The organism is Solwaraspora sp. WMMA2080, from assembly GCF_027497395.1.
Taxonomy (GTDB): Bacteria; Actinomycetota; Actinomycetes; order Mycobacteriales; family Micromonosporaceae; genus Micromonospora_E.
Map to the genome: position 1 here is coordinate 5,073,319 of NZ_CP114910.1, position 12,558 is coordinate 5,085,876.

The following is a 12,558-nucleotide window of genomic DNA, read 5'->3' on the forward strand; positions in this document are numbered from 1 at the left end:
GCCCAGGTGCCGGCCGTCGCCCGGCACGTCCACGACGAAGGTGTCCGGGCGTACTTCCGGCACCAGGGCCACCGGACCGCCGTGTCGCAGCGGGCGTTGCAGGCGCACGCCAACCCGTGGCTCTGCTTCACCGAGCTGGCCGGCGTCGACACCGACCTGGCCCACTCGGTGGCCGGATGCACTTGGTCGCCGACAACGAGTCCAGCCACGACTTGGTCGACCTCGCCCATGCGTACGGTGCCCGCGCCCGCACTGACCACCGGATCTTCGTCGACCTGTTCCGCAACGGCCAGCTGCCCTGGGTCTGACCGGGAAGACTCCTCGGCCGCCCCGGGGGTGCACGCTAGCCCAGTGATCGAACACGTGTTCTAATGAGTGCCAAGTATGCTGCGTCGGGCGAGGGTGGGGTAGCGTTGCGAGAGATGGTAGAGTCCCCGCCCCCGCTGTCCGCGTCGCGACGAACGGTCGCGGCGTACGTGGCGGTGCTGAAGTTGGCTCGCGAGCGTGGGTACGTGGTCACCCGGCTGAAGATGGCGAAGTTCCTCTACCTGACCGACCTCGCGGCAGTGCGCGAGAGCGAGGATCCGGTCTCCGGGGTCGAGTGGCGGGGCCCGTTCAACAACTCCCTGCAGTTCCTGGAGAACGAGCTCGTCGAGCGCCGTGTGGTGCAACGCGACCCCTACTACCAGGGATTCCAGATCCGGCTCGTTGGTGAACTCCCAGGTTACGACATGCCTGCGGAGGACATGGCGATTCTGGAGAAGACCCTCACCGAGCTGGGCGGGCTGGCGGCTGCGACTCTCAAGGACCTGAGTTACCAGACCCCGCCGATGGAGGACGCGCTACAACGCGAGCGGGGCGTGGTGCTCGACCTGTCGCTGGCGCGCCCGCGCCCCAAGCTTGCGAAGCTCGCGCGAAGGATGTCGGCTGTGCTCAGGCGGCTCCCGGAGCAGGAGAACGACCCGGGTATCGGCCAGGAGCTTGAGCGGGAGATGGCTGAGTTGGCCGAAGGGCGCCGACGAGCAACAGGAGTGCTATCACGACGAGCGTAGGCCGGTCGTCGTTCTGAGTGGTCCCAACACGAACAGCGTCGCAGGCTGGCCCACCGTCCTGGTCGCTCCGATCTCCACATCGACCACCCTCAAGACGGAGTACTGTGCAAGCTCAGGGCCAGCGAGGGTGGTCTGCCCAAGAAGTGCTGGGTACGGGTGGTCGCGGTGCAACCGCTCCTCAAGTCAGATCTCCAGGACCATCTCGGGGTCCTGACGGCCGAGCGCCTCGAAGAGATCCAGGCCCGACTCTTCCAGTACATGGGCCTGAACATCGACGAACCGGACGATGGCGAGCTGTCCTAGCTCAGTACGGAGCGGATCAGGGCGACGACGCCGGCCCGGATCCGTTCCGGCGGCTCGTCACGCAGCTGGTGCAGCAGGTCGCTGCGGACAGCGGCGAGCAGGGCGTGCGCCAGGAAGTCGGCGTGCTCCGGGCCGCGTACGCCGGTGATCATGTCGATCAGACGCCGGTGCAGGTCGCCGTACGCCGGGTTGAGGTACGGGCTGCCCCGGCCGGCGCTCTCCAACGCCAGCGCCAGTGCCCGGTTGGCGTGTTTGTAGTCGAGGATCGCGTCGAAGATCGCGATGATCCCGGCCACCGGATCCCGGTCGGCTCCCTGCCGAGAGTCTTGCAGGGTGGCCTGCAGGGCGGTGCCCCGCTGGGCGGCGAGGGCCTGCAGCAGGCCGGTGCGGTCGCCGAAGCCGCGGAACAGGGTGCCCTTGCCGACGCCGGCCGCCTGGGCGATGGCGTCCATGGTGACCTCGTCCGGGTCGGCGGCGGCGTCGAGCAGCCGGCCGGCGGCGGCCAGCACGGTTTCCCGGTTGCGGGTGGCGTCGACCCGTTCCTTACGTGCTGCTGCCGGCACGGTTGACCGTCCTCTCGCCCCCGCCTCGGATATCCGGACCGTCGGTCCGTATAGTTAATCCGGACCGCTGGTCCGAATCCTAGAGGAGGCACCGTGACCGAAGCGCCCAGCCCGACCGTCAGCCCCGCCGCCCAACTGCTGCACCGCTGCCTCGACCACCTGCTTGCCAAGGACATGCCCGGCTTCCTCGCGCACTGGCACGACGACGCGGTCGCCGAGTTCCCGTTCGCCCCACCCGGCTACCCGCGCCGCCTCGACGGCATCGCCGCCGTCACCGGCTACCTGATCGACTACCCGAAGCTGATCGACATCGCCGAGTTTCCCCGACGTGACCGTGCACCAGAGCGTCGACCCCGACGTGGTGATCGCCGAGCTCACCGCCACCGGCACCGTCGTACCGACCGGGCAGCCGTACCGGATGTCGTACGTCGTCGTGGTGACCGTGCGGGACGGCCGGATCGCCCACTACCGCGACTACTGGAACCCGCTGGCCGCCCCCGACCTGACCAGCGCCGCTGTGATCCCGGTGGGCACCGATGTCTGACCAACGGACCGTCCTGGTCACCGGGGCGACCGGCAACATCGGCCGGCACATCGTCGCCACCCTCGCCGCAGCCGGCCACCCGGCGCGGGCCGCCAGCCGGCACCGCCCAACCGACCCGGTCGCCGCCACCAGCCACGTCCCCTTCGACTGGCACGACCCGGCCACCCACCAGCCTGCCGTCGACGGCGTCCACGCCGTCTACCTGATGCCGCCGCCGGCCAGCGCCGACCCGGTCGGCCAGGTCGGCGCGTTCCTCGACCTGGCCCAGGACGCCGGCGTACGCCGGATCGTGCTGCTCAGCTCGTCGGCGATCCGCACCGGCGACCCCGGCCCCGGCCAACTGCACGCCACCGTCGCCGACCGGTTCCCGGAGTGGACGGTGCTGCGCCCGTCCTGGTTCATGCAGAACTTCGTCGCCGAGCACCATCACCACGGTGCCGGCATCCGCCGCGACGGCGAGATCGTCACCGCCACCGGCGACGGCCGGGTCGGCTTCATCGACGCCGCCGACATCGCCGCCGTCGCCGTCCGGGCCCTGACCGACCCGGTGCCGCACAACGCCGAACATCTGCTCACCGGCCCGCAGACCCACAGCTACGCCGACGTCGCCGCGATGATCAGCGAAGCCGGCGGCCGACCGGTCCGGCACCGTACGGTCGACGTCGACACCATGCGCCACCGGCTCACCAGTTTCGGCATCCCGGACGGCTTCGCCGCCCTGCTGGCCGGCATGGACGGTGCCATCGCCGGCGGAGCCGAAAACCGGACCACCAGTACGGTCCACGATGTCACCGGCCGGGCACCGACCAGCCTGCGCGACTTCTGCGCCGCGAACGCCGACCACTGGCGACGGGCCTGACGTCACCCGTCTGCGCGACAGCCGGACGTAGGGCCAGTCAGCGTTCCCGTCCAAGCGTGGGTAGACCGCCTCGAACGAATTTTGGAGGAGGCGGCTGCCGTGTTCTGGTCGGGGTCTTGACGGGCGGTGTGAGGCGGCGGAGTTCCTTTAGCGCTCGGGCTCGGATGGCGTGGCAGTCCGGGCAGGCACGTCCCGTCGGTACCCGCCGCTGATAGACCGGAGCCATGCGGGGCAGGGGCAGCTCGCACATGACCTGGTCCGGGTGTTCGGGATGCGGTCTGTGCCATACGGCCGGGTCGTCGAGACGCACCCAGCCGACCGGCACCCGCCATGTGCCTGCCGTGCCGACCGGCCCGTCGCCGACAACGGGCCCGGTCGCGAGCCGGATGAGGATCCGCGTGGACGCCTCCACCGGCCGTTGCCGTGGTCGTGGCGGTCGCTTTCGATGCTGCCCGCCACGGCCGGCGACCTCGGCAGGTGCGGCCGGCTCGCGGCGGTCCCGGCGAGGCTTCCCGGAGCCCGAACCAGCTTTCGCCCGACATCGGTCGCAATGCGCCCAATCGCACGGCAGTTCTTCGTGGATCGGCACGCCGCCGGGCAGCTTCAACCCGCACAGGACGCGGTCGGGAATGTACGGGTCAGGCCGGTGGAGTACCTGCCGTGCAGGTCTAGGCAGCTTCACCCAGCCGAGCCGATTGCCTTCCACTACTCGCTGCCACGCCTGACGTCCAGGGCTACCGTCGGCCCCGGCAGATCGTGGAATCGGGTACTCGGCACCCGCGTCACGGCAGGCCACGCAAATGGAGAACATGCGGCGCGGGCTCTGCAGTACCAACACGTCTGCTGCCAAGTCGCGACCGCACAGGGTGCGCCCTACATCGGCCCGATCCGCGCCGTGCATCCGCGTACCCTCACCGGGCAGAAACACCCAGCCTGCCACCCGGCCGTCCATCTCCATTAGAGTACGCGGCGCGGCCCTGCCTGTCCGACCCGAAACCGAGTGCCTCGTGCCAACTGCCACCGATCCGACAGGTCAGAACTCGATGACCGTCTTGATGCCTTCCTCCTCGGCGTACGCCCGCTGGTAGTCGTCCAGACCGTACCGGTGGGTGATCATGCTCGTCAGCCAGTCGTTGTCGGCGCGGGCCAGCGCGTCGGCGGCCTGCTGCCAGTGCCGGCGGTTGGCGTTGACCGTGCCGAAGATGACGTTGTTCTTCAACACCAGGCACCGGTTCAACTCGTTGAGGTCCAGCTCGGTGTGGTGGGCGTGGGTGTTGATCCCGGTCAGACAGCCGATGCCGTTCGGCGCCAACCTGTTGAACACCTCACGCACCACCGGCGGCGCGCCGGTGCACTCGATGATGACGTCCGGGTCGAAGTCCAGCTCATCCACCGGCACCGCGTGGTACGTCGCACCCAGCCGGCGGGCCAGCTCCGGCTTCGGCCCCGACGTGCCCCGGGCCAGCACATGCGTCTCCAGACCACGCTGCACGCCCAGCAGCGCCGCCAGCAGCCCGATCGGGCCGGCCCCGGTGACCAGCACCCGCTGCGGCGCCCAGAAACCACGCGCGCCGATCCGGTCGACGTGGTCCCAGGCCTTCGCGACCACACTGGTCGGCTCCAGCAGCACCCCGGCCAGCCCCAGCTCCGGCCGCAGCGGTACGGCGTACTCGGCCGGCACCCGCCACCGCTGCCGGGCGAACCCGTCGATGCCCTTGATCCCGCACTCGGTGTACCGCCCGTTGGTGCACATGTCCCACTCGCCGGCCGCGCAGTACCGGCACGGCACCGGGTCGGGCCGCCGGACGATCCCGGCGACCAGGTCACCCGGCCGGATCGTGCCACTCGGGTCCTCGACCACCCGGCCCAGCGACTCGTGGCCGAGGACCAGCATGTCCCGGCCCGGCGGCGGCTCGCCGTAGTCACCGCCGAGGATCTCCCCGTCGGTGCCGCAGATGCCGACCGCGACCGCCTCGACCAGCACCTCACCCTCGTCGGGTGACGGCTCCGGCGCGTCGTCGACGAGCCGCAACGAATCGGCCTTGCCCGGGGTGACAGTCAGCGCACGCATGACCAGGATGTTTCCCCGCAGGTCAGTACCTACACGCGTAATGTCGGGCCCACCTGCGTACCACCCGCGCCCTTAGGATCAGACCCATGACCCCCGACGAGATCGGCGCGCACCTGGTCAGCCTGCTCGACCAGCCGACGGCTGTGTCGGAGGCCGCGCAGGTCACCGCGCAGGTCACCGCCACGGTCTCCGGCGGCGGCGACCGGTACGCCCGGGCCACCGTCGACGTACCCGCCGACAGCTGGCCGGCCGCGCTCGCCGCCGCCCGCGACGACGCCGACCTGGCCTGCGACTTCTTCGACTGGCTCTCCGCCGTCGACGAGCTCGACGACGGCTTCGCGATCGTCGCCCACCTGTGGTCCACCCGGCACCGGCACGGCCTGCTGCTGCGCACCCGGGTGCCGCGCGAACGCCCCGAGCTGCTGTCCGTGGTCGACGTGTTCCCCGGCGCCGACTGGCACGAGCGGGAAACCTACGAGATGTTCGGTGTCCACTTCGTCGGCCACCCGGCCCTCACCCCGCTGCTGCTGCCCCCCGAGTTCGAAGGCCACCCGCTGCGCAAGGAGTTCGTCCTCGCCGCCCGGGTCGCCAAGCCGTGGCCGGGTGCGAAGGAACCGGGCGAACCGGCCGGCGGCGGCGGGGGAGCCCGGCGGGCCCCGATGCGGCCACCGGGCGTACCGCTGCCGACCGAATGGGGTCCGCAGGCCGCCAGGTCCGCGCCCGACGCCGGCCCCGACGGCGGTACGCGGCCCGCGCGCGCCGCCGGCCCCGACGGCGGCCGACCCGACGGGGGTACGGCCTGATGCCGCTCTGGCTGGAGTTGACGATCCGGGTCGGTTCCGTCGTCGTCGCGTTCCTCACCCTGCCGCTGCTCGTCGGGCAGATGGAACACAAGGCGATGGCGCACATGCAGGGCCGGCTCGGCCCGATGTACGCCGGAGGCTTCCACGGCTGGGCGCAACTCATCGCCGACGGCGTCAAGTTCGTGCAGAAGGAGGACATCACCCCGCGCGCCGCCGACCGGCCGGTGTTCCGGCTCGCCCCGGCGATCGCCCTGGTGCCGTACCTGCTGGTCCTGCTCGTCATCCCCCTCGGGCCGGGCGACCTCGTCGGCCAGCCGCTCGACGTCGGCCTGTTCTTCGTGCTGGCCGTGATGGGCGTCGGCGTCGTCGCCGTGCTGATGGCCGCCTGGGCTTCGGCCAACAAGTACAGCCTGCTCGGCGGGCTGCGCGGCGCCGCCCAGCTGCTCGCCTACGAACTGCCGCTGGTGCTGGCCGCCGCCAGCGTCGCGATGGCCGCCGGCACCCTGTCGCTGTCCGGCATCGTCGAAGCGTGGCGGCCCTGGTGGCTGCTCTGGCAGGCACCCGCCCTGATCGTGTTCTTCCTCGCCGGCATGGCCGAGATCCGCCGCCCACCGTTCGACATGCCGATCGCCGACAGTGAACTGGTCTTCGGCTACCTGACCGAGTACACCGGGCTGCGGTTCGCGTTCTTCCTGCTCGCCGAGTACGCCGGCATCGTCGTCATCGCCGCGCTGACCACCGTGCTGTTCCTCGGCGGCTGGCAGGGGCCGTTCGGCGTCGAACAGCTCGGCTGGCTGTGGACACTGCTGAAGGTCTTCGCCGTCGCGTTCGTGATCATCTGGGTGCGGGTGTCGTTCCCCCGGCTGCGCGAGGACCAGCTGCAACGGTTGTGCTGGCTGGTGCTGGTGCCGCTCGCCCTGGCCCAGCTGGTGCTCACGGCAGGGGTGAAGGTGGCCATCGGATGACCGGTGCCACGTCCACCCAGGAGCGTGCGGACGGCCGGGCCGACCGGCCCGACGAGCCGCCGCCGGCCGGCAGCGGTGGGCCGTCGGGGGACCGGCTACGCCAGCCGCCCCGGGACCGGCTGCGCTGGCTGGACCGGGACCGGCTGCGCTGGCCGGCCCGGATCGCCCTCGCCGTGACCCTGGCCGCCGGCGCAGCCGGGCAGATCGCGGTCTGGGCCGCCGGCAACTGGCTGTGGAACGACGAGACAGCCATCGCCATCAACCTGCGCCGCACCTTCCTCGAACTGACCAGGGGGATGGAGTTCCAGCAGGTCGCCCCGGTCGGCTGGCTGTGGCTGGAGAAGACCCTGTGGTTGGCGTTCGGCGACGGCGAACGGGTGCTGCGGCTGCCGTCGCTGGCCGGCATGCTGGCCGTCCTGGTGTTGACCGCGATCATCACCCGCCGGGTGGTCGGGCGGTGGGCGGCGGTCGCCGCGACCGCGCTGATCGCCGCCGCGCCGATGATCCTGACCTACGTCGGCGAGCTCAAGCAGTACGCCGTCGAATCGGCGGTCGCCCTGGCGGTGCTGCTGCTCGGGGACCGGTATTTTGCGTCGGTCGGCTCCCGCCGAGGCCGGTCCCGCTGGCTGATCCCGGTCGGCTGGGCGGCGGCCACCTTGGTCGCCGTCTTCGTCAGCCTGACCGCGGTGCTGGTGCTCGCCGCCGCCGTCGCCGGCATGACCCTGCTGCTGGCCCTGCGCCGACGCTGGACCGACGTGGCGGTCCTGCTCGCCGGCTCCGCGCCGGCGGTCGCCTTCGCCGGCTACCTGATCGACCGCCGTCGCCGGTTCCCGTTCATGCCCGGCCAGTCCGACTACTTCGCCGACGGCACCCCGCCGGCCGGCTCCGGGCCGGTGGACATCCTCGCCTGGCTGCCCCGGATGTGGTCCAGCTTCGTCACGGTGACCCTGGACTGGCGTCAACCGCTGCTGGTCCTGCTGCTGGCCGTGGCCGGCGTCGCCGTGCTGATCTGGCGTCGCCGGTCGCTGTGGGCGGCGATGCTCGGCGGGACCCTGCTGGTGGCAGTGGCCGCTGCGGCGGCCCGTGGTCTGCCGCTCGCCGACCGGGTGGCGACCTGGCTGATCGCCCCGACGGTGATCCTGGTGGTCGCCGGCCTCGACGGCGGCGTACGGCTGGCTCTGCACGCCGGCACTCGGCTGACCTCCCGGGTCGGCGCCGGGCTGACCTCGCGCGTTGGTACCGGGGCCCGGCGAGCCGGCCGGGTGGCGGTGGCGTCCGTGGTGCTGATGCTGGCCGTCGCCGTGCTGCCGGTGATCGCCCACCCGGCGGCCGTCGCGGCGTACCGGCAGGTGGTCGACCCACAGATGAAGGACGCCGGCCCCGCCGCGCTCGCCGACGTGGCCGCCCGTGCCCAACCCGGCGACCTCGTGCTGTTCTACTGGTTCAGCTACCGGATGGTCGTCTGGTACGGACCACGGCACGACCTGGCACCACACACCGTGCGGCTGTACCCGTCCGATCACGACAAATGCGACCCGCAGGCGTTCGGCGAGTGGCTCGGTGACGTCGACCGCGTCTGGTACGTGCACGGCCGCAGCCTCAGCAGCGCGCCGGACGACTACCCGACCCGGGTCGCCGCCGAGTTCGCCGACTACGGCACCATCGTGGAGATCCGCGACTTCCCCGCCGACCGCTGGTCGACGGCGGCCTGGGCGCTGGTCGACCTGACCGCCGGCCCGGACCCGCAGCCGCCGGTCGTCGAACCGGATCCGGAACACGCCTGCCTCGGCCGCTGGTGACGGCGTGGCAATCGGCGACGGAGACCGCAGACAGCGGAGATCGACGGCAACGGAGATCAGATGCTCGCGTGCCCGGCACGGATTCGGCAGGATGAGGCGCATGGACCGACGCGGCGGACGACCGGCATGAGCGGCGAGGAGCACGACACCGGACACGGCGGCACCGGACACGGCGGCACCGGACACGGTGGTGCCGGGCACAGCGAGGGCGGGCACCGCGGCGGGCACGGCGAAGGGCTGCTGAAAGGCCTGGCGACGACCTTCAAGACGATGGTCTCCCCGGTCCACACCCAGCAGTACCCGGACGTCGCCCCCGATCTGCCGCCCCGCTCCCGTGGGGTCATCGCGCTGCTGGCCGAGAACTGCACGGTCTGCATGCTCTGCGCCCGCGAATGCCCCGACTGGTGCATCTACATCGACTCGCACAAGGAGGAGGTGCAGGTGCCGGGTGCGGCACGGGCCCGGCAGCGCAACGTCCTCGACCGGTTCGACATCGACTTCTCGCTCTGCATGTACTGCGGCATCTGCGTCGAGGTCTGCCCGTTCGACGCGCTCTACTGGTCGCCCGAGTTCGAGTACGCCGAGTACGACATCCGGGACCTGCTGCACGACAAGGAACACCTCGGCGAGTGGATGGCGAGCGTACCGCCGCCACCGGCGCACGACCCGAACGGCGAACCGGCCAAAGAGGAGACCGCCGCACGCAAGGCCGCCGCGCCCGGTCGGCCTGCCCGTGGGGCGACCACGTGACCGGTACGGACGTGCTGCTGCTCGCCCTCGGCGCGGTCGCCGTCGGTGCCGCCGCCCTGGTGGTGAGCACCCGGCACATCGTCCGCGCCGGGCTGTACCTGGTCGGCTGCCTCGGCGCCGTCGCCGGCCTGTACCTGGTGCTGACCGCCGAACTGGTCGCCTGGGTGCAGGTGCTGATCTACGTCGGCGCGGTCGTGGTGCTGCTGCTGTTCGCGGTGATGCTCACCCGCGCGCCGATCGGCGCCGCCACCGACCTGGACCGGCCCGGCTGGCCGGCCGCGTTGATCGGCGGCGGGGCCGGGCTGGGGCTGGCCGCGCTGTTCGTCGACGCGTACCGCTGGTCGCGGGTCGAGCTGCCCGACGCCGGCACCGCCGACCGGCTCGGCGCGGCCGTCTTTGGCAGCTGGGTGCTGCCCTTCGAGGTGCTGTCGGTGCTGCTGCTGTCCGCGCTGATCGGGGCGATCGTGCTGTCCCGCCCCGACGTCGGCGCGCAGCCCGAGCGGGCTGGGCGGGCCGGGCCGGGCGAGCCGGCTGGGCGGGCCGGGCCGGGCGGGCGCGGCTGATGCGCCCGGTCATCCCGTACCTCGTCGCCGCCGCGCTGTTCGGGCTCGGCGTCTACGGCGTGCTGCGCCGCCGCAACGCCGTCCTGCTGCTGATGTCGGTCGAGCTGATGCTCAACGCCGTCAACCTGGTCCTGGTCACCGCCGACACCACGGTGCGCGCCGCACTGCCGTACACCGGGCAGACGTTCGCCCTGTTCATCATCGTGATCGCCGCCGCCGAGGTGGGTGTCGGGCTGGCCATCGTGCTGCACCTGTACCGGCTGCGGTCCAGCGTGGTCGTCGACGACGTGCCACTCGACGGTGACGCGGACGGGCGGGCCGACGCAGACCCGCCGGCCGACACCGCTGCCGTGCAGGTTGGCAGCGTCGCCGAGCGGCAGGAGGTGACCCGGTGACCGGGTCGACCCTGGGCCACCTGCTACCCGCCGTACCGTTCGCGGCCGCCCTGGCCGGCCTGCTGGTCAGCCTGCGACCCGACCCGCTGACCGCCACCCGACGGCGGGTCGCCGCCGGGCTCGGCGTCGGCGGTGCCACCGCCGCGCTGGCCGTCGCCGTCGCGCTGCTGGCCGGTGGGGCACCGACCGTCGAGCAGTCCCGGTCGTGGGTCGACGTCGGCGGGCTGGCGGTCACCTTCGGCGTCCGGCTGGACGGCCCCGCCGCCCTGGTCGCCGTCGCGGTCGGCGCGGTCGCGCTCGCCGTGCAGCTGTACTCCGTCGCGTACCTGGCCGGCGACGACCGCTATCCGGCGTACGCCGCCCAGGTGAGTCTGTTCACCGCCGCGATGCTGCTGGTCGTCGTCGCCGGTGACCTGATCATGCTGCTGGTCGGCTGGGAGGTGATGGGCGCCTGCTCGTACCTGCTGATCGCGCACGACCGGCGGCTGCCCGAGGCACCGGCGGCGGCGATGAAGGCGTTCCTGGTGACCCGGGTCGGTGACGTCGGATTCCTGCTCGGCATCGCGGTGCTCGGCATCGGTGCCGGCAGCTTCCGCATCGCCGAGGTGCTCGCCCACGACTACCCGCCGGCCACGGTCACCACGGCGGCGCTGCTGCTGCTCGCCGGGGTGGCCGGCAAGAGCGCCCAGTTCCCGCTGCACACCTGGCTGCCCGACGCGATGGCCGGCCCGACGCCGATCTCCGCGCTGATCCACGCCGCCACCATGGTCGCCGCCGGGGTGTACGTGGTGATCCGGCTCTACCCGATCTTCGTCGCCGCCCCGGCCGCGCTGATCCTGCTCGGCGTGCTCGGCGTCGTCACCCTGCTGCTCGGCGCGTTCGCGGCGACCGCCGCCGACGACATCAAACGGGTGCTCGCCTGGTCGACCGTCTCCCAGCTGGGCTACATGACCGGCGCGTTGGCCGTCGGCTCCCCACCGGCCGCCCTGTTCCACCTGCTCACCCACGCCGCGTTCAAGGCGCTGCTGTTCCTCGCCGCCGGCTGCGTGATCCACGCCGTCGGCAGCAACCTGATGTCGGCGATGGGCGGGCTGCGCCGGCCGATGCCGGTCACCTTCGCCGCCACCGCCGTCGGGCTCGGCGCGCTCGCCGGGCTGCCGCCGCTGGCCGGCTTCTGGAGCAAGGAGAGCGTGCTGTACGCGGCCGCCGAAGCCGCCCGGCACCCCGGCGACGGGCCGGTGCCGGCGTGGCTGGGCTGGCTGGTCTGGACGGCCGGTCTCGTCGGGGTGGCGGTCACCGCCTGGTACGCCACCCGGCTGCTGCTGCGTACCTTCCTCGGGCCGTCCCGGGTGCCCGCCGGCACCCACCCGCACGACCCGCCGGCGCTGATGCGCTGGCCGGTGCTGGCCCTGGCCGTGCCGGCCGGGCTGCTCGGCCTGGCCGCGTTCAGCCCCACCTTCACCGGCTGGCTCGGTGCCCCGCCGGACGGGCTGGTCCACTTCGGTCCCGACCTGGTGCTGCCGGTGCTGCTGCTGGCCGTCGGCGTCGGCGCGGCGGTGTGGCTGCACCGGCGTGACCCGGCCGCCGACCCGGCGCGGGCGCTCGGCCCGCTGCGGCCGGCGTTCGCGGCGGCGTTCTGGCTCGACGCGGTGCAGCGGGCCGTCGTGGTACGCCCGGTGACGGCGCTCGCCGCCGCGGCCCGGGTCGGCGACGAGTCCGGCGTCGACGGCGCGGTCACCGGCACCGGGCGTACCGTGACCGGGCTGGGCGACTGGTTGCGCCGCCGGCACACCGCCCCGCTGCCCCGGGCGGTCACCATGGTCCTCGCCGGCGTACTGCTGATCGGGTTGGCGACCGCGGCCGCCGCCGCACTGGGGAGCGCGGGATGAGC

General features: G+C 72.4%; 13 protein-coding genes and 1 pseudogene. 12 read left to right on the forward strand and 2 right to left on the reverse strand.

Going from position 1 to position 12,558, the window contains the following annotated elements; all coding sequences use genetic code 11:
• The 3 genes and pseudogenes from O7543_RS23120 to O7543_RS23130 all read left to right on the forward strand — a co-directional run.
• A pseudogene (locus tag O7543_RS23120) lies at nucleotides 1–308 on the forward strand (DUF2252 family protein); the annotation flags it as partial.
• Between the two features lie 114 nt (nucleotides 309–422).
• Nucleotides 423–1,052, forward strand: coding sequence for a hypothetical protein (locus tag O7543_RS23125; protein ID WP_281567232.1), 630 nt, complete (start codon nucleotides 423–425; stop codon nucleotides 1,050–1,052).
• Nucleotides 1,053–1,208: 156 nt separating this feature from the next.
• Nucleotides 1,209–1,355 (forward strand): hypothetical protein, encoded by a 147-nt coding sequence (locus O7543_RS23130; RefSeq protein WP_281567233.1) that lies wholly within the window; start codon nucleotides 1,209–1,211, stop codon nucleotides 1,353–1,355.
• Here O7543_RS23130 and O7543_RS23135 read toward each other — a convergent pair.
• Nucleotides 1,352–1,918, reverse strand: a complete 567-nt coding sequence (locus O7543_RS23135; RefSeq protein WP_281567234.1) for a TetR/AcrR family transcriptional regulator — start codon at nucleotides 1,916–1,918, stop codon at nucleotides 1,352–1,354. The two genes, O7543_RS23130 and O7543_RS23135, sit on opposite strands and share 4 nt — an antisense overlap.
• A gap of 328 nt (nucleotides 1,919–2,246) precedes the next feature.
• On the opposite strand from O7543_RS23135, the gene O7543_RS23140 reads away from it, so the two are divergent.
• The gene (locus tag O7543_RS23140) at nucleotides 2,247–2,462 is read left to right on the forward strand and encodes a nuclear transport factor 2 family protein (RefSeq protein ID WP_281567235.1); all 216 of its coding nucleotides are present in this window, start codon (nucleotides 2,247–2,249) and stop codon (nucleotides 2,460–2,462) included.
• A complete protein-coding gene (locus O7543_RS23145; protein WP_281567236.1) occupies nucleotides 2,455–3,321 on the forward strand; it encodes an NAD(P)H-binding protein in 867 nt (288 codons plus the stop codon). Before O7543_RS23140 ends, O7543_RS23145 begins: the two co-directional genes overlap by 8 nt.
• Before the next feature lie 1,033 nt (nucleotides 3,322–4,354).
• On the opposite strand, the gene O7543_RS23150 is transcribed toward O7543_RS23145, so the two are convergent.
• The gene (locus O7543_RS23150; protein WP_281567237.1) at nucleotides 4,355–5,392 is read right to left on the reverse strand and encodes a glucose 1-dehydrogenase; all 1,038 of its coding nucleotides are present in this window, start codon (nucleotides 5,390–5,392) and stop codon (nucleotides 4,355–4,357) included.
• 86 nt (nucleotides 5,393–5,478) lie between these two features.
• Between O7543_RS23150 and O7543_RS23155 the strand changes: the two genes are divergently transcribed.
• From O7543_RS23155 to O7543_RS23185, 7 genes are all read left to right on the forward strand, one after another.
• On the forward strand, nucleotides 5,479–6,195 hold the full coding sequence (locus O7543_RS23155) for an NADH-quinone oxidoreductase subunit C (RefSeq protein WP_281567238.1): 717 nt from the start codon (nucleotides 5,479–5,481) through the stop codon (nucleotides 6,193–6,195).
• Nucleotides 6,195–7,160 carry an NADH-quinone oxidoreductase subunit NuoH gene (gene nuoH, locus O7543_RS23160; RefSeq protein WP_281567239.1) on the forward strand — a complete coding sequence of 322 codons (966 nt, stop codon included), beginning with the start codon at nucleotides 6,195–6,197 and terminating at the stop codon, nucleotides 7,158–7,160. Before O7543_RS23155 ends, nuoH begins: the two co-directional genes overlap by 1 nt.
• The gene (locus tag O7543_RS23165) at nucleotides 7,157–8,959 is read left to right on the forward strand and encodes a hypothetical protein (protein ID WP_281567240.1); all 1,803 of its coding nucleotides are present in this window, start codon (nucleotides 7,157–7,159) and stop codon (nucleotides 8,957–8,959) included. Before nuoH ends, O7543_RS23165 begins: the two co-directional genes overlap by 4 nt.
• Nucleotides 8,960–9,085: 126 nt before the next feature.
• Entirely contained in the window at nucleotides 9,086–9,709 is a 624-nt protein-coding gene (locus tag O7543_RS23170; RefSeq protein ID WP_281567241.1) for an NADH-quinone oxidoreductase subunit I, read from the forward strand.
• Nucleotides 9,706–10,272, forward strand: a complete 567-nt coding sequence (locus O7543_RS23175; RefSeq protein ID WP_281567242.1) for an NADH-quinone oxidoreductase subunit J — start codon at nucleotides 9,706–9,708, stop codon at nucleotides 10,270–10,272. The genes O7543_RS23170 and O7543_RS23175 overlap by 4 nt, the downstream gene beginning before the upstream one ends.
• Nucleotides 10,272–10,667, forward strand: a complete 396-nt coding sequence (nuoK, locus tag O7543_RS23180; RefSeq protein WP_281551911.1) for an NADH-quinone oxidoreductase subunit NuoK — start codon at nucleotides 10,272–10,274, stop codon at nucleotides 10,665–10,667. The genes O7543_RS23175 and nuoK overlap by 1 nt, the downstream gene beginning before the upstream one ends.
• Entirely contained in the window at nucleotides 10,664–12,556 is a 1,893-nt protein-coding gene (locus tag O7543_RS23185; RefSeq protein WP_281567243.1) for an NADH-quinone oxidoreductase subunit L, read from the forward strand. The genes nuoK and O7543_RS23185 overlap by 4 nt, the downstream gene beginning before the upstream one ends.
• Nucleotides 12,557–12,558: the final 2 nt, after the last annotated feature.

What these genes read in the sequence shown, in the direction of transcription:
- nuoH (WP_281567239.1), top strand. Translation starts at nt 6,195, where the DNA reads ATGCCGCTCTGGCTGGAGTTGACGATCCGGGTCGGTTCCGTCGTCGTC.
- nuoK (WP_281551911.1), top strand. Translation starts at nt 10,272, where the DNA reads ATGCGCCCGGTCATCCCGTACCTCGTCGCCGCCGCGCTGTTCGGGCTC.
- O7543_RS23125 (WP_281567232.1), top strand. Translation starts at nt 423, where the DNA reads ATGGTAGAGTCCCCGCCCCCGCTGTCCGCGTCGCGACGAACGGTCGCG.
- O7543_RS23165 (WP_281567240.1), top strand. Translation starts at nt 7,157, where the DNA reads ATGACCGGTGCCACGTCCACCCAGGAGCGTGCGGACGGCCGGGCCGAC.
- O7543_RS23155 (WP_281567238.1), top strand. Translation starts at nt 5,479, where the DNA reads ATGACCCCCGACGAGATCGGCGCGCACCTGGTCAGCCTGCTCGACCAG.
- O7543_RS23145 (WP_281567236.1), top strand. Translation starts at nt 2,455, where the DNA reads ATGTCTGACCAACGGACCGTCCTGGTCACCGGGGCGACCGGCAACATC.
- O7543_RS23170 (WP_281567241.1), top strand. Translation starts at nt 9,086, where the DNA reads ATGAGCGGCGAGGAGCACGACACCGGACACGGCGGCACCGGACACGGC.
- O7543_RS23150 (WP_281567237.1), bottom strand. Translation starts at nt 5,392, where the DNA reads ATGCGTGCGCTGACTGTCACCCCGGGCAAGGCCGATTCGTTGCGGCTC.